Annotated in this window: 18 protein-coding genes and 1 pseudogene; 12 read left to right on the forward strand and 7 right to left on the reverse strand. The window is 51.6% G+C overall.

The annotated features are described in order from the left end of the window. Positions 1-58 precede the first annotated feature (58 nt). Positions 59-805, forward strand: coding sequence for a DUF928 domain-containing protein (locus tag SPI6313_RS20300; RefSeq protein ID WP_084669128.1), 747 nt, complete (start codon positions 59-61; stop codon positions 803-805). Here the strand turns inward: SPI6313_RS20300 and SPI6313_RS20305 are convergent. Together SPI6313_RS20305 and SPI6313_RS20310 are read right to left on the reverse strand one after the other, a co-directional pair. Next, complete coding sequence (locus tag SPI6313_RS20305; RefSeq protein WP_084669129.1) at positions 780-3,566, reverse strand: CHAT domain-containing protein; 2,787 nt, start codon at positions 3,564-3,566, stop codon at positions 780-782. The genes SPI6313_RS20300 and SPI6313_RS20305 overlap by 26 nt on opposite strands. Beyond that, positions 3,518-5,206 (reverse strand): ShlB/FhaC/HecB family hemolysin secretion/activation protein, encoded by a 1,689-nt coding sequence (locus SPI6313_RS20310; protein ID WP_072622631.1) that lies wholly within the window; start codon positions 5,204-5,206, stop codon positions 3,518-3,520. Before SPI6313_RS20310 ends, SPI6313_RS20305 begins: the two co-directional genes overlap by 49 nt. A 219-nt stretch (positions 5,207-5,425) precedes the next feature. On the opposite strand from SPI6313_RS20310, the gene SPI6313_RS20315 reads away from it, so the two are divergent. From SPI6313_RS20315 to SPI6313_RS20325, 3 genes are all read left to right on the forward strand, one after another. Further along, a complete protein-coding gene (locus SPI6313_RS20315) occupies positions 5,426-7,096 on the forward strand; it encodes a GH3 auxin-responsive promoter family protein (RefSeq protein ID WP_072622632.1) in 1,671 nt (556 codons plus the stop codon). Between the two features lie 77 nt (positions 7,097-7,173). Then, positions 7,174-7,605: an EVE domain-containing protein gene (locus tag SPI6313_RS20320; protein ID WP_072622633.1), complete on the forward strand. Its 432-nt coding sequence runs from the start codon at positions 7,174-7,176 to the stop codon at positions 7,603-7,605. 25 nt (positions 7,606-7,630) lie between these two features. Further along, on the forward strand, positions 7,631-7,975 hold the full coding sequence (locus SPI6313_RS20325) for a nucleotidyltransferase family protein (protein WP_072622634.1): 345 nt from the start codon (positions 7,631-7,633) through the stop codon (positions 7,973-7,975). Positions 7,976-8,293: 318 nt separating this feature from the next. On the opposite strand, the gene SPI6313_RS20330 is transcribed toward SPI6313_RS20325, so the two are convergent. From SPI6313_RS20330 to SPI6313_RS24870, 3 genes are all read right to left on the reverse strand, one after another. Beyond that, on the reverse strand, positions 8,294-9,088 hold the full coding sequence (locus SPI6313_RS20330; RefSeq protein WP_084669131.1) for an AvaI/BsoBI family type II restriction endonuclease: 795 nt from the start codon (positions 9,086-9,088) through the stop codon (positions 8,294-8,296). A gap of 15 nt (positions 9,089-9,103) precedes the next feature. After that, the gene (locus tag SPI6313_RS24865) at positions 9,104-9,679 is read right to left on the reverse strand and encodes an IS630 family transposase (protein WP_281248455.1); all 576 of its coding nucleotides are present in this window, start codon (positions 9,677-9,679) and stop codon (positions 9,104-9,106) included. 90 nt (positions 9,680-9,769) lie between these two features. Beyond that, complete coding sequence (locus tag SPI6313_RS24870; RefSeq protein ID WP_072621690.1) at positions 9,770-10,180, reverse strand: helix-turn-helix domain-containing protein; 411 nt, start codon at positions 10,178-10,180, stop codon at positions 9,770-9,772. 170 nt (positions 10,181-10,350) lie between these two features. Here SPI6313_RS24870 and SPI6313_RS20345 point away from each other — a divergent pair, with 170 nt between their 5' ends. Genes SPI6313_RS20345 through SPI6313_RS20355 form a run of 3 tightly spaced genes read left to right on the forward strand, consistent with a single transcriptional unit; the run spans position 10,351 to position 14,206 of the window. Further along, positions 10,351-10,719, forward strand: coding sequence for a hypothetical protein (locus SPI6313_RS20345; RefSeq protein WP_072622635.1), 369 nt, complete (start codon positions 10,351-10,353; stop codon positions 10,717-10,719). Positions 10,720-10,749: 30 nt separating this feature from the next. Then, positions 10,750-12,201, forward strand: a complete 1,452-nt coding sequence (gene tnpC / locus SPI6313_RS20350) for an IS66 family transposase (protein ID WP_072622636.1) — start codon at positions 10,750-10,752, stop codon at positions 12,199-12,201. A gap of 10 nt (positions 12,202-12,211) precedes the next feature. Beyond that, positions 12,212-14,206, forward strand: a complete 1,995-nt coding sequence (locus SPI6313_RS20355; protein ID WP_072622637.1) for a S8 family peptidase — start codon at positions 12,212-12,214, stop codon at positions 14,204-14,206. Between the two features lie 43 nt (positions 14,207-14,249). Here the strand turns inward: SPI6313_RS20355 and SPI6313_RS20360 are convergent, their stop codons facing one another. Further along, positions 14,250-16,964: a chloride channel protein gene (locus SPI6313_RS20360; RefSeq protein WP_217650691.1), complete on the reverse strand. Its 2,715-nt coding sequence runs from the start codon at positions 16,962-16,964 to the stop codon at positions 14,250-14,252. A 691-nt stretch (positions 16,965-17,655) separates the two neighbouring features. Between SPI6313_RS20360 and SPI6313_RS20365 the strand changes: the two genes are divergently transcribed. The 5 genes and pseudogenes from SPI6313_RS20365 to SPI6313_RS20385 all read left to right on the forward strand — a co-directional run bounded on the left by SPI6313_RS20365 (position 17,656) and on the right by SPI6313_RS20385 (position 22,318). Further along, on the forward strand, positions 17,656-19,524 hold the full coding sequence (locus SPI6313_RS20365) for a hypothetical protein (protein ID WP_072622639.1): 1,869 nt from the start codon (positions 17,656-17,658) through the stop codon (positions 19,522-19,524). Between the two features lie 191 nt (positions 19,525-19,715). Continuing rightward, positions 19,716-20,819, forward strand: coding sequence for an AAA family ATPase (locus SPI6313_RS20370; RefSeq protein WP_072622640.1), 1,104 nt, complete (start codon positions 19,716-19,718; stop codon positions 20,817-20,819). Beyond that, the gene (locus SPI6313_RS20375; RefSeq protein WP_072622641.1) at positions 20,819-21,532 is read left to right on the forward strand and encodes a DUF4276 family protein; all 714 of its coding nucleotides are present in this window, start codon (positions 20,819-20,821) and stop codon (positions 21,530-21,532) included. Before SPI6313_RS20370 ends, SPI6313_RS20375 begins: the two co-directional genes overlap by 1 nt. 211 nt (positions 21,533-21,743) lie before the next feature. Continuing rightward, positions 21,744-21,980 (forward strand): ribbon-helix-helix domain-containing protein, encoded by a 237-nt coding sequence (locus tag SPI6313_RS20380; protein WP_072622642.1) that lies wholly within the window; start codon positions 21,744-21,746, stop codon positions 21,978-21,980. Next, positions 21,980-22,318 (forward strand): annotated as a pseudogene (locus SPI6313_RS20385) (type II toxin-antitoxin system PemK/MazF family toxin). Before SPI6313_RS20380 ends, SPI6313_RS20385 begins: the two are co-directional and overlap by 1 nt. Positions 22,319-22,364: 46 nt before the next feature. Here the strand turns inward: SPI6313_RS20385 and SPI6313_RS20390 are convergent. Then, entirely contained in the window at positions 22,365-23,180 is an 816-nt protein-coding gene (locus SPI6313_RS20390; protein WP_072622643.1) for a pentapeptide repeat-containing protein, read from the reverse strand. Position 23,181 lies beyond the last annotated feature (1 nt).

Below are 23,181 nucleotides of genomic sequence, written 5' to 3' on the forward strand. Positions count from 1 at the left end.
TTCAACGTGATCAGAAACCCAAAAATCACTAAAAATACTCAGTTTTTGAAAGCATACTATGAAATTTCCGTGCCGTTCGGTGTTGTGGTCTATGGTGTATGTCATGAGTGGGATAAGTGCGATCGCCCAGACCTTTTCCCCTTTCAACATCCAACCTCCCCCCGATGCAGACAGCGATAATCGTGGCAGTGTTGGCCCTGAGCGTCGCGACTGTGAAACCTTAGCCAACGTGTTCATGCCCATCGTGCCGAACTACAGCACCGCCACCGATACAGCACCGAGGCAACGCTACGGCTGGAGCAGCCCTGATCAGCCCACCCTCTGGTTTTATCTACCCTACGAAACCGCGTTCATTAAGACAGCCGACTTTAGTGTGTGGCGATTGGAGAGTCAAGGGGAACCGACATTAATCTACGATGCGATCATTGAGCAGCCACAACGTGGGTTTTTCAGCATTGTCCTAGATGACCAAAGTCAACCCCTCACGCCGAACACCTTGTATCAAGTCACGGTTTATGTAGAGGCCTATTGTGATCTCACATCCCCCATTATTGGAGACTCGGCCAGCACCTGGATTAAAGTGATCGAGACCGAGACTCCAGCGGCGGGGCTACCGGTTTCAGCTCAAGTGGCGGATTATCTCGATCGCTCCCTGTGGTACGACGCAGTTAATCTGTCACTGCAACAGTATTGCCGCGATCAGACCTCGACAGAGTTGGCAGCCTTGTTACAGGCTGCCTTAGGAGAGTCATTCACCTTCCCAGAGCAAGCCGAATGTACTACTGCCAGTTTCCAATCAGAATAAATGAACTCCAATGTTTCGGCGCAACGAGTCCCGATTCAGGATCTTGAAGGAGGGCGAGTTGGGCCTGCTGGAGGGCTTGGGCGCGGGTAATATCAGGGGTTTTGAGGGCGGTATAGAGTTCAGTCATGAGGTTAGCGGTGGAGCGATCCGGAACTTGTCGTAAAGACGCGATCGCGCTTCTGGCCCCTGTCTGTACCGCCATGCCCGCCAACCCTAGGGCTGCCCGTCGATCTCCCGTCGCCGTTTGACAGGCACTCAACACCAACAGTTGAATTGCCTCCGGTGTGCTGGCAGCGCGATGTTGCAGGAGGGTCGCGATCGCAGTCAAATCCACCTGTTGGTCTTGGGTCAAAATATAGGTCTTGTCCGGGCTGGAACTAAAAAAACCATGGGTCGCCAGATGCACAATTGAAAAGGGTTCGGTGCGAAGATTTTCGCGCAACGCATCGAGTGTGAAGGCTTCATCTTGCAATACTGTCGCCTGTTCGGGCCACAGGGTTTGGATTTGCTTCAGTTCTTGCGCCACAAAGGGCAGTTGAATATTGCCGGTTTTAAACGCTTGGCTATTGCCCGTCAGGAGAATATTGAAACGGTCTGGCGGTGGTAGTTCAGAGTTCGCATAGAGAGGCAGCCCAACATTAACAGCGAGGGCATAGTTTTCTACTAAATACTGTTCGCCATCGTAGAGGGCAGCCATGGGAATATTTTGAAAGAAGCGGTCGAGACCGAAGATGAGCGTATCTGCGCCCGTTTTTGCCAATTCGGGAGCAATGGGGGCAATGAACTGCTGATACAGTTGATGGAAAATGGGGGAATTTTGGGGCGTGCGATCGCGATGGATTGCCCAATGAAGTTGCGTGATCTGACGATTTAATTCTGCTTCGGTCATTGCACCCGCAGAGCGTCGAATGAGCATCCCACTCTGAGGGTGTTTGAGGATGATTTCGAGGCGATTTTCCGTCAGGATGGGATAGATTAGTACCGCATTACTCGACTCTGTGGCTTGGGCTAATTCGGCGGCTGTTTGATGATCACTGGCTTGTAAATTACACCGTAAATAATCTTCAATGGTTGCCACTTGTAATTCAGCCAACACATCCGTGACTCGCTGTAGGTCGTCGGGGCTTGACGCTGATTCGGTGTTTCCGGCTTGTTTGGGGGCGGCTGCACTGTCCGAGGCGAGCAGTAACGCCATTAACTCGCGATACACTGGCTCAACCCCATTACGAAAGGAAAACCGAAATTCAGACTGATTGAGGCTGACCAAATCGGCGCGAATTTGATCGAGAATATCGAGGGTGTTTTCATAGGCGGCGATCGCCTCCGGTCGCCTGTGGGGCGATCGCGCCAATAGTCGCCCCATCTGCCATTGAACTTGATAGAGCAAGGGTTTATGGTGCAAGGGTTGCGCCAACCAAAACGCCGCTTCGGTGCAGGCTTGGGCTTGAGATCCCTGTCCTTGTTTTTCCTGGAGGGTTCCTAGGTATAAAAAGGCATAGGCCGCCACCAGCGCATCGGTGGTCTGGCTTGTGGATGTGTCGCAAATGGACGAGGAGGAACCGGGGACATTAACACTGTTGAGGGTATCGGTGAGGAGGTGGGCGATCGCCTCCTGGTGGTCGGGTAGTTGCCCCGTGAGGTCGTAGTAATTCAGTAGTTGATCCGCAAGGTTGAGTTGTTGGAAGAAGCGATCGCGGCTCGGCGGTTGAGTGTGGAGATCGGCGGCAATATGGGGGGTTTGGGCGATTAAATCCCTCAGATGAGATGCTGGAAACGGCAGGGAGGGAGCGGCTTGGAGCACCTCCACCAACAAACTGATTTGATTCATTTGGGCTTGAGTGCGTAAAGCGGGATTTTGTTGTGCTGCTGTTTGGTAATGCGTGAGGGCCGCTTGAGCGTAAATAGCCTGTTGATCTGGCCCCGTGCTGAGACTGGGGACGCGATCGTGGGCATCCCTTGCCCAGGCGAAGCTCGCTCGCTCTAGGTTACCGAGTTCTAGCCGGATGTCCGCCTGAAGTTGGGGGGCGTTGAATGGTTCGGTGAGGGCGATCGCCTCGTTTAAAAGCTGTAACGCCTGCCACAGGTAGTTTATCCGTTGATCATCTTTGCGGGCTTCGATCGGTATACTCACCAGATTTAACCGCTGATCAAATTCCCCCACCCCTTGTCCCAATGCCGCTAATTGTCGATAAACCTGGGCTTTAAACGGGGAAGGAGGGGCAACCTGTACCTGTTGATATAAGGGTATAATGCGCTCCATCGCAGCCCGATATTGCCCTAGGGCTTCTAGGGCTTGCACTTGATGGAGGCGAGTCCGTTGGGTGTTTTGGGGTTGACGCAAGGGGCTAAACATCTGTTCGGCCGTTTCCCAATCCGTTAGGGCTTGGGCGTAGTGACCGAGGGAAAACTGAACTTGGCCACGCACCTCATAAAAGGCGGCTCGGAGGCGGGGCGGGGTATTGGGGTGCAGGAGAGATTCAATGCGGTGGATGTGGGGTTGGGCAGCGGTGGGGTGGGCGATCGCTAAATAGGCCGATGCTAAATTCAGACGGGCGATGATCTGTTGCTCCGGTTGTCCGGCGAGTTCTGAGATGAGCGGTTCTAACTGGGCGATCGCCTCTTGGTATTGCCCCGCCTGGTACGCTGTCGCGGCGGCTTCTAGGCGTGACTCCACCGTAAACCCGGAACCCGACAGCAGTAACGTCCCCGCGATTAAAAGGGATTGTATTGCAGTTGAAAATAGAGGCCGTTTTCTTGCCATGTTGCGTTTGTGTCTTCAAGGTGAATTAAAGGAACGCCCCAATCAAGGCGGGCGGTCAACTGTCTGAACAGCGACAGTTGTAAGCCTGACCCGATCGAGAGCAAGGTTTGAGTTTGGGGTTGTGTGCTGCTGCCACTGTTCCAACCTGTGCCGATGTTAATAAAGGGAATGAGTTGCACCGCCCAAGCGCGATCGCCCCCCTGCACAATCGGCACAAACAACTCCACCATACCGAGCAAGCCGTTATCGGTGAGCAGTGCGTTTTGACGATAGCCGCGTATCGTATTCTGACCACCGAGGCCGAACTGTTCCCCCGATAGCAGGGGGCGATCGCTCAGTTGCACCTCCCCCCGCACTATCAGCCGCTTTGTCCCCAAGAGTTTCACCCATTGGGCTTGACCGTACCAACTCAGAAAGCGACTATCGGGGGCAGTGCTGTTAATCGTGGCATCGAGGGCATCAAGGCCAAGGCTGAATTGCGATCGCAGGGCAAAAACGAATGTCTGGCCTTGGGTTGTCCAGTCTTGAATCAACCGCAGGGCCAAGATGCGGGTACGTCCCTCCACATCCGCCCCTGGTGCGAGGGGAAAGGGAATGTCTAGCAACGTGGTCTGGTTGTGACTGTGGGACAGTTGAAGTCCTACGGCAAACTCGTCGGTTGGGGTTTGCCAGAGGGGATGCCGCAACCCCAGATTGAGGTAGTGGGATTGGGATTGAATATCAAGGCGATCAAAGGGAGATTCAATAATCGTGCTGTCAGCAATGCCGCCGTTGGTGTAGAGGGTGGTGTTGTGGGGGCTGACGGGGAGGGTGTAACTCCAGTTCAGGCTGTCGCTCCCGGCGGTGCGGCTATAGTCTAGGCTGGCCACATCGCCCCACCCGGAGAGATTTTGCACCCTCACGGTTGCCCCTTGACGATCGCTCCCCACACTGGGCGATCGCTGATTATCACTCTGGATAGATAGCCCAACTTGATCGCGGCTTGTCACCACCACCCGCAAAATATTCGTGCCATGTTCAGGGCCCGCCGCTAGGTTGGCCTGTACCTCGCCAATGTTTGGGTCACGCTGTAACAGTTTGAGGGCGTTTTCAATTGTGCTTTGCTGGAGGGGGGTGGTGGTGGCAAGGTTGAGGCGCGATCGCACATAGTCCGCTGTTAATTTCCCCTGCACTTCCACCTGAATATCCGTCATCCGACCCTCTAACACTTGAATCACAATGACGCGATTGTCTGCCCGATATTGAGTCTGCGGCGGCAAAAACGCCCCCGTGGTGATGTAGCCCTGTTGAACATAAAGGTCTGTAATCTGGGCGATCGCACGTTGGAGTTCCACCATTGACCAAGTATTCGCCGCCCCCAGCCTCGGCACCGTTGCCAAGACCGCCTCAAACTCCGCCGCCGTAAAAACGGTACTGCCCGCCACGACGATGCGATCAACTCGATAGCGTGTGACATCAGGCGGGGTCGATGAGGGCGGCGGAGTGGAGTCAAGACCCGGCAACAGCGGCGGAGTCTCCGTGGGAAGATCGGGGACATCGGGCAGTGGGGGCGCAGGCTGTTCAGGACGCAGATCAGCAGGGGGAGGGGTTTGGGCTAAAAGTGAGGGGGGACACAATCCACTCAGGAGCAGGCTACCCACACAAACGCTAGCAACGATTGGATAAGTGCCTTGATTCTGCACTGAAGTATTTTGAGCAGTTCTACAATTTAGATATCAGGCGATCGCCCCTAGTTTTATGCATAATTGCTGATTTCGATGCCGTGGGTGAGCCTCGGTTTGCACTTCAAACATCACGCTGGGGGTTGATCTGCGATAATCGCACTGAATCATTCGCGATCGCGGGAGTATCAAAAATTCATGGCTAACCTGTTGCTGGCGTTGATTGGAGGAGCGGCCCGCCACGCTCGTAACCGCTTTATTCAGCAGACCCAACGCACCGCTGCGATCCAAACCGAATTTTTAGCGCAGTTGCTTCAGGTCAATCGCAACACCGTTTTAGGGCAGGCCTTAGGCTTAGGCACGGTGCAAACCCTGTCAGACTTTCGCCAGCAAGTGCCAGTGACGCAGTACAGCACCTATGAACCCTATGTAGAGCGGATGTTTCAGGGGGAGCAAAATGTGATGACCCCCGACCCGGCGATTTATTTCAGCATTACCAGCGGTTCAACGGGAAATCGCAAAATGTTGCCGATTACGAAGCGATCGCGCCAGGCCGTCAGTCGGGCGAATCAGGTGGCGATGGGGTTTGCCGCCTGGGTGGCGCAGCGCGATCGCCGTCCCTTGGGGAAGATGTTGTTTAATAATTCGGCGCGGCCCTTTGGCTATTCCCCCCAGGGCATCGCCTACGGGCCGATTAGTGTGGGGGATATTAACCTGTTAGGGCCGATTTATCAGCAGGTGTTCGCGCATCCGGTGGATGTGTTGCGGATTGAAGACGGCGAAACACGCAACTATTTAGCGTTGTTGTTTGCGTTGCGCGATCGCAATCTTGGCCTGCTCAGTGCCACCTTTCCCCTCTATGCCCTCACCTTCTGCCAAGCGATCGAACACCACGCCCCCAGCCTCATCCACGACCTCAAAACCGGCACATTACCCGACTGGCTGCAACTGGATTCCGCTCTCAAGCGCCGCCTCACCCGCCAATGGCGCAGCGACCCCCACCGCGCCGCCGAACTCGCCCAAATTTTCCACCATACCGGCCATCTCTACCCTAAAGACGCTTGGCCCAAGCTCTCGTTTATGATCACGGCGCGGGGCGGCACGTCGGACTTTTATTTTGAGCGATTCCCGGAATATTTTGGCGATCTTCCCATCTTTGGGGGGACTTATTCCTCAGCGGAGGCGGTGTATGGAATGCATCGGGATTTTGGCACCGATGGGGCGATTTTGGCGGTGAATAGTGGGTTTTATGAGTTTATCCCTGAATCGGAATGGGAGGCGACAGAACCCCAAACGGTGCTGCCCCACGAAGTGAATGTGGGCGATCGCTACCGCATCCTCGTGACCGCCCTCAACGGCCTCTATCGCTACGACATCGGCGATGTGGTGGAAATCGAAGGGTTTTACCATGACGCACCGATGCTGATTTTTCGTCATCGTCGCGGCGGTCTCCTCTCCGCCACCACCGAAAAAACCACCGAATATCACCTCGTCGCCACCTTCAACCAACTCCAAACCGAATTTAACCTCACCCTCACTTATTTCTGCGTCACCCTCTCCGACGACATCCCGCCCCATTATCGCGTCAACATCGAACTCGCACCGGGGCAAGTGTTAAACAATCCCGATCGCTTTATCCACCGCTTTGATCAGATTCTCGCCAGCGTTCACGCCTCCTATGCCTATCGTCGCCCCAGTCCCATTCCTGACCCCCGCCTGCGCATCTTAGCCCCCGGCAGTTTTAACGAACTCCGCCGCCGCTCCTTGGCGCGGGGCGTGCTGGAATCGCAGTTAAAGTTACCCCACCTGACGAGCGATCGCACCTATCTCGATGGCATCACCGTCGAGCGAGAAGTCGTGATGCGATAGCGTCAAAAATGGTGATCAATCCCGCCCAGTCGGGAAGCAACCTGATACAATTTCCCTCTAAACGATGGTGATCACTCATGGCATACTGGCTGTTTCAAGGCAACCCAAAATACTACCGGATTCAGGATGCGATCCGGGATTTTGATGAAATGCCGTGGCTCACAACTCGCTATGCCAAAGAAATCGCCCTGGGGGATGGGGTGATCGTTTGGATTGCGGGCAAAGAAGCGGGGGCCTATGCGATCGCAGAAATTAGCGGCCTGCCGGAATTGATGCCGAATCCGAGCGATCGCGCCTATTGGATCGACAAAAGCCGGATCGGCACGCGCCCCCAAGCCCTGCTCCGCTTCACCCACAAACTCACCACCCCCATCCTCCGCACCACCGTCCGCCAAGACCCCATCCTCAAAGACCTCACGATCATCCGCGCCCCCAACAGCACCAACTTCCGCATCACCCCCGCTCACTGGGAGCGCTTCCACACCCTGATCGCTGAGCCCACGGCTTAATCCACGCCCCCCAACCGTCAAGCAAATGATCAACAGGACTCCCCACTGCTTAGAAATTCGCCCTGGACTGGCCATTGAGCGTGATCGCCTTGCGACTCTCTGCCAACAGTGGCAGATTATCAAGCTTGAACTGTTTGGTTCCGTTCTCCGGGATGATTTTCACCCCACCAGCGACATCGATATTCTTGCTACATTTCACCCCACAGCTCGGATTACATTTTTTGACCTCGATCAGATTGAAAGCCAACTAAGTCCCCTACTCCACAATCGCCCCATTGACCTCACCACGCGGCGGGCGATCGAACAAAGCCACAACCCGATTCATCGTGCTGCCATTCTTAACCATACCCGCCTCATCTATTCCCTATGAATCGCGATCGCGAATATCTCCTCGATGCGATCCAAGCCTGCACCCTGATTCTTGAGTTTAGCCAAGGGCAGACTCAAGACATGTTTAATCGTGATCTAAACATGGCTTTGAAATAATTATTTCAAAGTATCGTGAAAGTGCCTTGCCGCCACACTCTGATTTATTTATAGATCATTTAAGTTATTATTTGAAAACTAAAAATTAGTATCATGAGCATTATACGCTATAGCAATTTCAGGTGAGACATGAGATTTAGATCTGGCGTATATCATGACTTTCACCCTTGTGTCTCTCATGAATTAGTTCAGATTGCTATATTTATAGTTTGATTAGCCAGTCACATAAAGAAACAACTTGAGTTTCGTTTGTTAAATTAGCTCCATTTGAAAGAGTATTATTATTCAGTTGCTGATAAATCTCTTGTGCCATAGCATTCTCAATTGCTGCACCAACAAAAAAAGTTTTAGGATGATAGCCTTTAGCAGAAAATGAAGTTCTAATTCTATTTAATGCTGAGTTTGCAGTTTTCCAGTGCTCATCTGCCCCAGCCGGGTCAATACCACCCTTCAATTCTCCTAAAGCAAGATATTTTTTAGGATCATGATGTGCTGAATTACTATTTTTGCCAGATACAATTTCATTTGGTGAACAATCGAATAAACAAAGATCAACATTCTTTTTTACTGTTGGCACGGTCAAGTTATAGAGTAAGGTTCGTTTATTTTGATTGGATACCCAATGTAAACCTTTAACATATTTTTCGACTTCAGGCTCAGAATTAAAATGTGTCCATTTTTTTGTTTTAGAATCAAGATATTCAAAATCCATTCCGCTAATAGAGCATGTGGCAATCAAAATTCTCGTGAATTTCCATTCTCCCAACACACCGGCAAGGTTTCTCATGCTACCGCCCAGTGAATCACCTTTCGTTAGCAAAAAACGATAAACTAATTCATCTACGAATGCTTTTCCAGATGGTTCCAGAAAATTTTCTATTAGACCATTTATTGCTCTTTTTCTATCATGTTCTTGTAAATATTTTTTTGCTTTTTCAGAAATTCCAGATGCTGTAAGCAAAGAATTTTTGATTTCCAATATTTCTAAGTAGCTCAGGCAAGAAAGAGTGAACTATGTAACAGAATATTGAGGTTGTCGCAGATTGACATATTCAGTGGAGTGAGCGTTTTGTTGTGCCCGAGCATCAAGTCCAAAAATGACCTCACAAGCCAACTCCTTCTCTGACTCAAACATCTGACCAACCAACTCATCTCGCTTGAGATGCTGCCACTCCAACTCAATAGGATTCATCTCTGAACAGTAGGGGGGCAGGAAGAAAAGATAAAGCCCCTGAGCTTGCCAAGTAGCAATCTGGGCTTGAACAAGCTTGCTGGTATGAATGGAGCCGTTGTCCAGCACAATGACCCTTATCCGTCCGGTTTTCGAGAGGATGTCAGCGGCACTCTGGGCTTGCTGGTTCATCAAGGCGATGAAGTCATCGCTCTTAAAGCTGCCTAAAACCAGAGAGTAGATGAAGGTGACCAATGGCTGCCACAAACCGATGATGCTGAGCCTCTTGCCTCGCTTGCGAGTCTGCTCCTGTCGTTTTTGCTCACCTCGGAAGTAATAGCTGTAACTGGCGGCACTCCATAAACAACTGCCGGATTCGTCGCCGTAGAGCAAGTCAAATCTCCCCTGCTGCCGCAGAGAGTTCGAGCATCTCTAAGTCTGCTTGCTTAATCGCCCGCGTTGCTGGGTCTTGGCGCTCTCGGTGACTCTGACGTGTCCGCTTCCATATCACCCCCTTTTTTTGAGCACCTGACGCAGATGGTCTGGGCTCAAGCTAATGCCTCTGTATCGTTTGAGTTTCTTGGCTAACTGTACGCTGTTATAGGTTCGCTTTTCTTCACGCAAACAGGTTTCTAGGTACACCATGTCGGCTTCTGTCCAGGTGCTCTTTTTTCCTCTTCCTGGTGCATCCCAGAGTCCGCCTAAGCCCTTTTCCTGCCAACGTTTGAACGTTTTCCTCACTGTCCCTACATTCCAGTGCAAGTGTTGGGCTATCTTTTCGACGTACCATCCTTGATGGCTGAGTCTCAGAGCTTCTGCACGGTCTTTGACTCTCTGTATTACTGTGGTTGCTTTCCTTAGCTCCCACAGGGTTCTTTCTTCCTCTGGGCTTAGAAATACTCTCATCCTTGCTCCCATAAGTACACCTGTTCTTTATACTCACTCTTTACATCTCTCAATCTACCTCTCTTTTTCTACCCTGGCCTACTTATCCTAAACCAATAAGTAGTGATCGAAGTAATCCTCTGCGAAATCGGGGAAGTCATGCCAATAAACTTCGTTCTGAGCTGAGTAACGTTCTTGAGGCTTTGGAACAGGAGAGGAAGTCATCTGCTTCCGAAGTGGATGTAGTAGGTGAGCCTGGATTCTATTTGGATGTAGAGTTTAGCGTTTCTGAGAAGGACAAGGTGCTTCAAAGCATAGAAAATCTTAGGGGTAAGGCTAAGATTGAGTTGATGTCAGTTAGCGTTTCTCCAAATAGCAATGAATATTTAGAGGCGACACTATTTGTTCCTGATAGTAAGAAGAATGATTTCACGAAAAAAATTACTGCCTATGAGAATGAGGAAACAAAAACTGGCAAACCAAAAAATGAAACTCTAGTTAGCCGAATAGAGTCCTTTTTCTTAAGTTCTGTTACTTCATTGTTTGTAAGGATTCAGGTGGGGGGGGGTTGACAAATCAGAAAAAACAGCTAAGTTAGCACAATGAAGCCCATCGAGATTCCCCCAGCCGTCGAACGAGAGCAACTGAGACAAGCATCATCAGAGGTGCTGGTGGAACTGGTGTTGCGGCAACAAGAGGTTATTCAGCAACTAGTCTGGGAAATAGAGCGGCTCAAGAACAACGCCAACAGCGATAGCGAGAGTTCATCGAAACCCCCATCAAGCGACATCCACAAACGCTCAGAACACCAACCCCCAGAAAAAGAGCCACCAAGCCAAGGAAAACGTAAACCCGGTGGGCAACCCGGTCATCAGGGAAAAACTCGCAAAGGGTTTGGCAGAATAGACCGCTACGAAATGGTGCGAGCACAAGTGTGTGGGTACTGTGGGAGCCAAGAGTTGAGCCTAGTCCCCCGAAAAACGCGCCGCCATGAAGTAGCCGAGTTAATCCAACCCGCCATAGAAGTAGTGGAGTATGAGCAGCAGTGCTGCTGTTGTAGCCGATGCGGACAGGAAACATGGGGAGAGCTACCGCCGCAAGTGCTGGGAGGTCAAAGCTTAGGAGTCGGGCTGCAATCCCTGTTGGTGTGGTTGGGGAACTACGCTCACATGAGCTATGAAAAGCAGCAGGAATTCCTAGAGGAACTGGGGAATATCACCGTGGGAGTAGGGACATTACAAGCGACCAACGAAAGGGCATCCCAAAGCGTTAAGCCGACAGTAGAGGAACTGGGAAACTGGGTGAAACACCAAGACTACGCCCAAGTGGATGAAACACCATGGCTAGTCAAGGGAGTGAAAGAGTGGATGTGGGTAGTGTGTGGGGTGGGTTTTTGCCTCTTCCACGCCGCTGATACTCGTTCAAGGGCGGAATTAGAGACCCTATTAGGTCGAAGCTTTGATGGTGTACTCGTCTCTGATGACTTCAGTGTGTACAACGGTTATGAGGTGAAAGCCCAGCAGAAGTGCTTGGCTCATCTGAGGCGGCACTTCAAGAAAGTCTGCAAGCTCAGGCATGGAAAAAATCCAGAGTTGGCGAAGGCATTCCTGGATTTGATTGACACAGCCTTTGAGCAGCATCGTCAGTGGCGTGAAACCGAGGATGGGGCTGCCTATCATCAATGGGCGGCGGGCTTTATCTATGAGGTGAAGGCGGCTGTGGAGCATTGGCTCCCCCTGGCTGGGCATGAGGCGGGCTTGTTATTGCGCTCTCTACGCGATAAGGCAAATCAGTGGTGGTATTTCCTGTCCCATCCAGAAATTCCCCCGGATAATAATCGTGCGGAACGCTCGTTGCGGTTGGCTGTAACCAAGCGTAAGGTTTGTGGTGGCTCGCGTTCGATGGCAGGTTTTGCCCAGACGGCAAGGTTACTGAGTGTGATTCAGACTTGTCGGACTCAAGGGCGTTCGGTGTTGAGTTTCTTGAAACAAGCTTTGATGGCGACGGCTTCTCCTGAGCAAGTCTCCATGCCTTCCCTCATCCCTGCTACCTGAATCCTTACCATTGTTTACCGACGAGAAGTCACTATTTCCGCAGGATCAAAGTGTGTTGGTTTGGTGGGAGGTCTGGCTCAGAGGTGATCGAAAGGAGAGCTTTGATGAGATCACTGAGCGACTGGATGTTCGGGTTCAGCCACATTCCGTTAAATTTGTCGAACGTGAAGTGGTTTTAGTGCTGGCTAATGTTGTTCAGCTTGGGCAAATTATCCGTAAGTGTGATGCGATCGCAGAACTCAGAATTGCGAAGGATCTGCCATCATTCTTTTTTGAGAATAACGAGCTTGAACAGCAGGAGTGGATGAATGATCTACTGAATAAATGTGTATTTGAGAAATCTCCGAGTGTCTCTGTATGTTTGTTGGATGGTGGTGTGATGAGAACTCATCCATTGCTAGAACATAGCCTCAGCGAAGATGATATGCATAGCTATGAGCCAATATGGGGGACTCACGACACTCGTGAAGGGCATGGCACAAATATGTCTGGGCTGTTGATCTACGGAGAACTATGTGAAGCTCTGGTTAGTAATCAAAAAATCGAAATTTCGCACTGCTTAGAATCAGTAAAAATACTTCCCCCGCAAGGGGAAAATGATCCTAATCTGTATGGATGGATCATGCAGCAAGGTATTAGCCGTGCTGAGATACAAGCTCCATTCCGAACACGGGTGATTTGTATGCCAGTGACCAGTGAGGGAGCAAATCGAGGAACACCTTCCTCTTGGTCTGCGGCGATAGATAATTTATGCTTTGGTCGAGATGAAATTTCTGATAAATTGGTGCAACGGTTAATAATTTTGCCGGTTGGTAATATTCGTGATGCGATCAATCGTAAGGATTATATTGACAATAATGATAGTGCATCTGCTGAGAATCCGGCACAATCTTGGAATGCCTTAGTCGTTGGGGCTTTTACTGACAAGGTAAATATAGTTGATTCTGAATATCGTCATTGGGAGCCAATCGCGCCCGCTGGTGATCTGTCACCCCGTAGTAGAACATCTTGTGTTTGGGGTCGTCAATGGCCTAACCGCCCGGACGTTGTATTTGAAGGGGGAAATCTCGCGACAGATGGATCTTGTGCAGGTGAAGTTTTAGATGATTTGAGCTTGCTCACAACTCATCATAAATTTAATCAACGTCTATTTACATTATTTGGTGATACCAGTGCATCGACTGCTTTAGCAGGATATTTTGCGGCACAGATTCTAGTTCAAAATCCTGACTATTGGCCAGAGACGGTGCGAGCCTTGATTGTTCACTCAGCGACTTGGACAGCGGCGATGCGAAAGCATTTGCCTGCTACACCACAGCAAAAAGACAAAAGTATTCTGCTGAGGCGTTATGGGTATGGTGTACCGAGTTTGGACAAGGCACTTCGGAGTGCGAAGAATGATTTGACCATGATTGTTGAGGATGGGTTTCAGCCCTTTCAGAAGAAAGAAAATCAGTCCAACATAACAACGAAAGATATGAATCTTCATACTCTTCCCTGGCCAAAGAATGAGCTGGAGTCTCTGGGTGAGAGGGATGTTGAGATGAGGGTGACACTTTCGTACTTTATTGAGTCGAACCCAGGCGAACGAGGTTGGGTTCGCCGCTATTCTTATCCTTCCTATGGGCTAAGATTTGCTACTAAAGATGCAACTGAGACACTTTCGGCTTTCAAGAAACGGATTACTAAAGATGCTCATGAGGAAGGGGATACAGTTTCCTTTAAAGAGGATAAAGGTTGGTTTTTAGGTACTGAATTGCGTAACCGAGGTTCCTTACATTCGGATATTTGGACGGGGACTGCTGCGGATTTGGCAGCCAAGAATGCAATCGGTGTTTATCCAGTGGGAGGATGGTGGAAAGAGCGCCCTATACATAACCGATGGAACGAGCAGATTAGGTATGCGCTGATTGTTTCGATTCGAGTAACAGGGGAAGGGGCTGATATTTACACACCTGTTGAAACTGTGGTGAGGCAAAAGTTGGCGATCGAGATTGAGCCTTAAGTGCCAGAGAGAGACGTGTTGGACGATTTCAGATCGCGCCCTCTTATTCCGTAACGGCGGCGCGGAGGAGGATGACGGTGGCGTGAACTTGGGCGGCGATCGCTTCGGGGATGTTGCCGTGGATGGCGTGTTGGAGCATGCCTTCGCGGCTGGCTCCGAGGACGATGAGGGAACAGGCTTCGATCTGGGCGAGTTTGACGATCGCATCGGCCACATCCTGCGATCGCATCGGCAGGGGAATCACGGGACAATCTAGGTCTTGGCTGAGAGAGGCGGCCATCTGTTTCAGGGGTTGAAAGTGGAGTTTGCCTTGGGAGGGGGGAAAGACTTGGGTGAGGAGGATGTCGCCGGGGGCAATCAAGCGAGTCAGGGCGGGCAGATAATGGAGGGCACGTTTGACATTCGGGCCGCCGGACATGGGGACAAGCCATTGGCTCGGGCCGTGGTCAGCGATCGCCGGGTAAGCGTCAGGATTGCGACCGGGCTTGATTAACATTACTTCACAGGGGGCCCGCTGTACCAAAGCATCGAGCACCGTGCCGAAAATGCGGCCGGGGGTGTTGGTGCTGCCCTTCCAGCCCATGATCAGGCGGTCGATGTGGCGATCGCGAATTGTATCGAGGATGGCTTGGCTGGTGTCTTGGGCGACGCGGATTTGACAATGGACGGAGATCGGGAAGGCTTGGGCGATCGCTTCTACCCCGTGCAAAAGCTCCCGGTGGGGGGTGATATCGACCTGGGCCTGGGCGGGGGCAGTGTGGCGGGGGACTTTGATAATCGCGAGACATTCTAATTCAAACTCTTCGGTGGCGGCGATCGCGGCTGCAATTTTCACCAAATACGGGGCCGTATGGGGATTCGCCAGCGGTAACAAAATCCGGCCCTTGCCAATGGCGGGCGATCGCGTCTGATACACCGCATAGGAGGGATGCGATCGTACCTCCGTCCCATCCGGCTTGCCCCGCAAATGATCCGCCGTCGCATGGATCAAATCACTCCGGGTAATAATTCCTAGCAACTTCTTCCCCTCCGTCACCGGCAAATGGGACACATGATAGCGATCCATCAAATAAATCACATCCCCCACCGGAATCTCCGGAGCCACCGTCACCGGACTCGCCGTCATCACCTCCCGCACCAACTGCTGCGGCGACAAATTACTCAGCCCCGCCAAATGCTGCTCCGTAATCATCCCCACCACAACCCCCCCCTCATCCACCACCGGAAAACCATGGTGAAACGACTGCCCAAACAGGTTATACACATCCTGCACCGTCATCGTCCCCGTCAGCGTCTCCACATTCCGCTGCATCACATCCCCCGCCCCCATATCCGTCAGCACATCATTGCGCCCCGTCTCGTCTTTCAGATCAATCCCATTCGCCTTGAGCAGATGTTGATAAATTGACCCGGACTTGATCGCCTCCGCTACCCCATAGGCCATCACCGCGCTAATCATTAACGGCAACACGAGGCGAAAATCCGTCGTTAACTCAAACACAATCACGATCGCTGTAATCGGAACCCGCGCCACCGCCGTAAAAAACGCCCCCATCCCCACCAACGCATAGGTGGTCGGCGACCCGGCATGGAGCACCATAAACTCAATTTCCCCAATCAAATACCCCAAGGCCGACCCCAAGACGAGCGTGGGTGAGAACAATCCCCCCGCTGCCCCCGACCCATAGGCCACGATTGTCAGACCAAAATGAATCATGAAAATTAACAGCGTTTTATCCCAACTCACATCCCCCGCAATCAAAAAATCCCGCAGCCCCGCATTGTTTAAAAACGTCGGCGGGGCAAGGGCAATCACCAGGCCGGAAATACAGCCCGCCGCCCCAATCCGCCAAGACATGGGCCATTGCAAATGTTGGTTAAAGCGCAGACAGGCAAGAATCCCCTGGTTAAACAGCACCCCCAACACCCCTGCTAAGGCCCCCAAGAGGAGATAAAAGGGAATTTCGGCGGCGATGAATTGGTTAACCAGCACGGGGTTGAGCATGGTGGCGGGAAGGTTGAGATCCGCTGAATCTAAGAGACGGGAAACGACTGAGCCGGTAAAGGATGCGAGGATCGCGGTTTCTAAGGTGAGGCCGGACATGTCCCGCGACAGTTCTTCAACGACGAACAGCACCCCGGCGATGGGGGTGTTAAATCCGGCGGCGAGACCGGCAGCAGCACCGGCGGCGATCATTTGGCGGCGGTGTTGGGGGGAGGTGGGAACCCATTGGCTGAGTTGGGCGGCGAGGGCGGCTCCGATGTGGACGGTGGGGCCACGGCGGCCGAGGGTCAGACCGGCTCCGAGGAGGAGGACTGTGGCGATCAGTTTCACCACGGCGACGCGCAAGGAGAGGAGGACGGGAAATTGAGCAAGGGCGGCTTTGACTTGGGGGATGCCGCCGCCTTTGGCATCGGGGGCGAGGGTTTCCACGAGCCACCCGGCGCACCAACAGATGCAAAACCCAAACAGGGGCAGTATGAGGGGCCAGCGGCCGTAGAGTTTGGGGAAGGATTCGATCAGTTCGATGCGAAAGATGCCGACGGTGGCGATGCCTTTTTTGAGGAGGAGGGCGGCGATCGCAGAAATACACCCGATTAAACAGGCTTCTAAGAGGGCGTAATGGTCATCAATGATGTAATTACCCCAATGATGCTGGGAAATCCACCGATTCAACCGGGTGGATAAAGACCGCTTCATGGCGACGAGTTCCACGCATGATTCGGCCTCAGAATACCGTGAAACGGTCGGCATCATGCCAGGAGATGGGAAGTTTTGGCGGGAGTGCTATAGTGTGAAAAAGACACTATAGCAATATGACATTAAATCTGGGCTTTCAAAACAGGGAGTGCGAGCATCTTGCTCGCTACGGCTCAATCTCAGCGGGCAGCTCAATCTCAGCAGGTAACTCAATCTCAGCGGGTAACTCAATCTCAGCGGGTAACTCAATCTCAGCGGGCAAGATGCCCGCACTACAGGATTTATGGCTCAATCTCAGCGGGCAAATCAATCTCAGCGGGCTTTCAAAACAGGGAGTGCGAGCATCTTGCTCGCTACGGCTCAATCTCAGCAGGTAACTCAATCTCAGCAGGTAACTCAATCTCAGCGGGTAACTCAATCTCAGCGGGTAACTCAATCTCAGCGGGCTTTCAAAACAGGGAGTGCGAGCATCTTGCTCGCTACGGCTCAATCTCAGCGGGCAACTCAATCTCAGCGGGTAACTCAATCTCAGCGGGCAAGATGCCCGCACTACAGGATTTATGGCTCAATCTCAGCGGGCAAGATGCCCGCACTACAGGATTTATGGCTCAATCTCAGCGGGCAAATCAATCTCAGCGGGCTTTCAAAACAGGGAGTGCGAGCATCTTGCTCGCTACGGCTCAATCTCAGCGGGCAAGATGCCCGCACTACACAGATCGCTATTTCTTAAGCAACGGTGGGGTTAATTATGCAAATGTATCTCAATCACCAACGGCTGACGTTACGGCCTCAAGATGCGATCGCCAAAGGTGGCGAAGCGGATATTTTTCGCTGGCAGAATGACGCGATTAAACTCTTCAAAGCCCCCGACCATCCCGACTATCACGGTTTTCCCCAGGCCCAACAGGCCGCCCAATTCCGCCTTGACCAACATCAAACCAAACTGCGCCAGTTTCCCCAAAATTTACCCGATCGCGTCATTACCCCCACGGAGTTAGTCACCGATCGCGCCGGGCGGATTTGGGGCTACGGGATGCCCCTGGTGGAACCGGCGAGGGTGTTGCGCCAGTATAGCGATCGCGCCCTCCACCGGAGCGGCATTGGGAATGGTGCGATCGCTCAAATTCTCCAAGACCTCCATGGCACGATCGCCGCGATCCATCGGGTCGGCGTGGTGATGGGGGATTTTAATGATTTGAATGTGTTGGTGCAGGGCGATCGCGCCTATCTGATCGATGCCGATTCGTTTCAGTTCGGCGGTTTTGCCTGTACCGTCTTTACCGCCGCCTTTGTTGACCCCCTCCGCTGCGACCCGACGGCTAACGCGCTGATGCTCAATGCGTCCTATCACTCGGAAACCGACTGGTATGCCTTTGGGGTGATGGTGATGCGATCGCTCCTCTGTGTTGGCCCCTATGGTGGCGTGTACAAACCGAAAAACCCCGCCCAGCTTGTCCCCCCCGCAGCCCGTCCCCTGCACCGGATCACGATCTTTCATCCAGAGGTGAAATACCCCAAACCCGCCTTACCGATCGAAAGCCTCTCCGATGACCTGCTGCACTACTGCTATCGGGTTTTCGTGAACGATCAGCGCGGCCCCTTTCCCGTGAAACTCCTTCAGGATCTCCACTGGCGCACCTGTCCCCAATGTCAGCTTGAACATACCCGCGCCGCCTGCCCCGTTTGCACCCATGCAACGATCACCCCTGTTCCCCCACCGTTAACCCAAACCGTGCGCGGCACAGTCACCGCCACGGTGCTCCATCGTACCACCGGGTTAATTTTGGCGGCGCAGGTGGTGGGGTCACAGGTGCAATGGCTCGTCCATGAAGCGGGACAGTTTAAACGGGAAGGGGGCGCGGTGATTTTAGCGGGCGATCGCGATCCATCCCTCTGGGCCGGACTCCAAGGCCGCACCACCCTGATCGCCATGGCGGGACAAGCGATCGCATTTCACCCCGACCAGTCCCCGGAACGCCTCGCCGTTGATACTCACCAAGGACAGCCCCAACTCGTCACCAATGGGCGCGATCGCTTCTGGCTCCACAATGGTCAACTCCTCAAAGCCGGACGATTCGGTCCAGACTATTGGGGCGATGTCTTGGCGGGTCCAACGCAGATTTGGGTCGGCGCATCCTTTGGCGTGGGCTATTACCGGGCGGGTCATCTCAGTGTGACGTTCACCTTTGCCGTCGGGCAACCAGGCATCAATGACCAAGTGCGCCTCGATTGGGGACGGGGCCAATTAATCGCGGCGCACTGCACGGTGGGAGCGGTGCGATCGTGGCTCGTCTGGGCGATGCAAACCGACGGCATTACCTACTATCACGGGGCGGTCATCCACTCCACAGGTGCGATCGAGGCCCAAATCTGCGCCGCCCAAGGCGATGCCCCCTGGCTGGAAGCCTTCCGCACCCATTGCGCCGTCGGTGCAGCTCTCTTCGCCGCCACCGACAGCGGCATCGTCCGCGTCGAAGTCGATCAAGGACAAATCCACGTCGTTAAAACCTTCCCCGACACGGAACCCTTCGTCAGCACCGAAACCCAACTCCTCGCCGGAGACGGCGGCTTAATCGCCATCAGTCCCCAAGAAATTATGCGGTTGCAATTAGTGTAGGGAGAGGTGCGATCGGGCTTGAGGGTGAATGTGTGTACAATAGATTGTTTGTGTGTATAATTTTGAATTAAAAATCTACATGATTAACAAGCAAACAACCTTAATTCACTGCTTGATTAAGATTAAAGGCTGATAAACAATTACAAATTGCTGTAGTGCAGTACTCGACAACGAACTTAGGAGATTGTTGCTTGAATACATTACGAAAATTAACACTTAAGGGATTTAAATCTATCAAAGAAATTGATCTTGAATTGAACCCTTTGAATGTTTTAATTGGAGCGAATGGAGCCGGCAAGAGTAACCTGATTTCATTTTTCAAGATGATCAATGAAATGATGGCTGGCCGATTTCAACATTACGTCGGCATATCAGGGCGGGCCCAATCTTTTCTGCACTTTGGTTCTAAAGTGACTCTTCAAATTGAAGCAAAACTAGAATTTGAAGTTGAAAATGGTGTCGATACCTATTCGTTAAGACTGTTTCATGCTGCTGCTGACACATTGATTTTTGCTGAAGAAACCTTGAGTTATCTTGAAACTGGTCGAGACAGTCCGAGGGTAGATGATTTGGGAGCAGGACACCAAGAAACTAACATTAATAAAGCAATAGAAGACGAAAAACAAACTGCAAGAGTTCTTAAATATTTACTTGATCGCTGTCGAGTGTATCACTTTCACGATACATCCCCGACAGCCGGTGTTCGCCAATCCTGCTATGTAGGTGATAATAGATGGCTGATGCCAGATGCTAGTAATTTAGCCGCTCTACTTTTAAGATTTCGTGAAGAGAATGGGAAGGCAGCGTATCAGCGTATTGTTGGAACGATTCGGCTAATTGCACCTTTTTTCGACGATTTTGTGCTTGAACCCGATGCATCTCATCATGTCCTTCTTAATTGGACTGAGAAAGGGGCAGATCGAGTATTTGGGCCACATCAGCTTTCAGATGGAACGTTACGTGCTATTTGTCTAGCTACATTACTACTGCAACCTGAGCATGAATTCCCAAAACTTATTATTGTAGACGAGCCAGAGTTAGGTCTTCATCCCTATGCCTTGACTATCATTGCAGATCTTTTTAGTAAAGCCTCATTACACACACAAATTCTCATTGGTACTCAGTCTAGTTCTTTCTTAGATAACTTTTATCCTGAAGATATTATTGCTGTAAACCGGGACGGGAAAGAGTCGAAATTTGAGCGGCTACATCCTGAAGAGTTAGAAACTTGGCTAGATGCTTATAGCTTAGGAGAAGTTTGGGAGAAAAATGTGATTGGTGGAGGGCCACATTAATGGTTCGCCTTTACTTATTTGCTGAAGGGCAAACGGAGCAAACCTTTGCTGACACCCTGATCAAACCACATTTAGCACAGTATAATGTGTTTATGAATAAACCTGTACTTATTGCCCACGCTAGAAAAAAAGGCAAAGTACATCGCGGGGGTGGCTGGAACTATATCCCCATGAAAGATGACATCATCCGTTTTCTGAAGCAGGATCAAGCTGAAGATGTATTTTTTACAACGATGATTGATTTATATGCACTTCATGCTGGATTTCCAGGTTTAGCTGAATCCGAAAACATGAGATATAATCCTTTTGAAAGAGTTGAATTTTTAGAGCAAAAATTCGCAGACGATATTCATGATCGGAGATTCATCCCCTATCTTCAATTGCATGAATATGAAGCGTATCTTTTCTCCGATCCCGACTGTTTTAAATATCTTGATGCTGAGAACGATCGCGGAATCAGTGCCCTTCATGATATTGCTAATCAATATGAATCACCAGAGTTGATTAATGATGGGTCTGACACAGCACCGAGTAAACGTATTATTACTCAATTCCCTGATTATGAAAAATCTAAATCTACTTTTGGACCACAGTTAGCTGAACAGATTGGCTTGCAGTCAATCCGACATCAATGCCAACATTTCCATAACTGGTTAACTCAACTTGAATCTTTGGATGACACGAGTAGGTCGAGCGGCACTGAACAAACATGATATTCAGCGATCACGCCACCACTCAATCATCTGTGTGAGTTCCATAAATCCTCTGCATCTCGATACAAGATTGCTATAGCGATACGTTCGTTGGGATTGAGTTAGGGTTTTCGGGGAGGCGCGATCGCTAGCTGACTTTATTTTCTGAATCAGAACAGACAGAGAGGTTTTTGCTGGTATAACTGAGGTATGACCTGAAATCAAAGTCACGATGAAAACTGCAATTTCGCTGCCAGATTCAGTGTTTGAGCAGGCCGAATCCCTTGCCCAGCAGTTAGGCATGTCTCGTAGTGAGCTTTACACAAAAGCACTACAGGCATACCTCAAAAAACACGATCGCGCTCAAATTCTGCTCAAATTGAACCCAGTGTATACCACAGAATCCTCTGAACTAGAGCCAGAGATAGTAAGGATGCAAGTGATGTCACTTCCTCATGAGGAGTGGTAATGTATCGAGGTGAAATTTGGTGGGCTAACCTACCCGAACCCGTGGGTTCAGAACCTGGATATCGTCGCCCTGTTCTGGTTGTTCAGGATGATGCGTTTAACCAGAGTTAGATTAGCACGGTAATCGTTGTGGTAATTACGTCCAATCTTCAATTGGCAGCAGCACCGGGTAATGTGCTCTTGCCTCGTAATGCATCAGGTTTATCGAAAGAATCTGTTGTTGATGTTTCTCAAATTATCACGCTTGATAAGACATTTTTAGTTGAGCGAATTGGGTCGCTCCCGAATTATGTGCAGGAGGAGATAGATGAGGGGTTACGGACAGTTTTATATCTTTAAGTGAAGATAGAAATACGTGCAAACACTCAACCCAACTGTGGGGTGTTTACCCTGGTGATACGCTCGTTTGGATTGGGTTAGGGTTTGGGGCCCCGATCGCGCCCTCCCAATGGACTAATCCGCCCTGCACATGGCTAAAATCGGCTCCGGTTACGTCCGCATTTTGGAAAAATGTGCCGCCGTATTGGGCGATCGCAGTTTCGAGGAGTCCCGTCCATTGCCAGGTGATGGCGAAATAGAACAGGGTGAGGAGAGTGAAGACCCAGCCGAGGGGATGGCCGGTGGTGAGACCCGCGATCGCTGTCGTCCAGAGGAGAAACACCGCGCTGCCAGAGGTGAGAGCGATCGCGGTCGGCCCCACGATCGCCCCCAATCCGGATCGCCACCGTCCACTCAACCCGACCCCCACGCTCAAACCCAGTACCGCCCCCACAATCGCGGGAATCAACGCCTGATCAAACCAAGTTCCGCCGTAAAAAAAGCCGATTAATATCCCCACGCCGCCACTGCCCACCGCGATGCGATACCGGGAGGGCAGCGCGATCGCCGCCCCCGTCCCCAGACTCACAGTATGCAACGTGATCACTAACATCCCCGCTGTGCCCTGCATCGGTTGTCCCAAAGCTGCGAAGATTAACCCCGTCACAGCTTGGCCCGTGAGCCAAGCCGTGAGGGCGATCGCCGCAATCAGTTGGGCCCATTGCCAGGGCGATCGCCCCAGCCGCGCCCCTCGAAATGTCGCCCCCCGGAGGATCGCGCCGCGAAAATCCGCCCCCCGCAGATCCGCGCCGTGAAAATCGGCATTGGTCAAGGTTTGGCGGCGAAAGGAACGATTTTGTAAATTGGAAGCAGAGGAGGCCATG

Origin of the sequence: Spirulina major PCC 6313, from assembly GCF_001890765.1 — a bacterium.
Lineage (GTDB): Bacteria > Cyanobacteriota > Cyanobacteriia > Cyanobacteriales > Spirulinaceae > Spirulina > Spirulina major.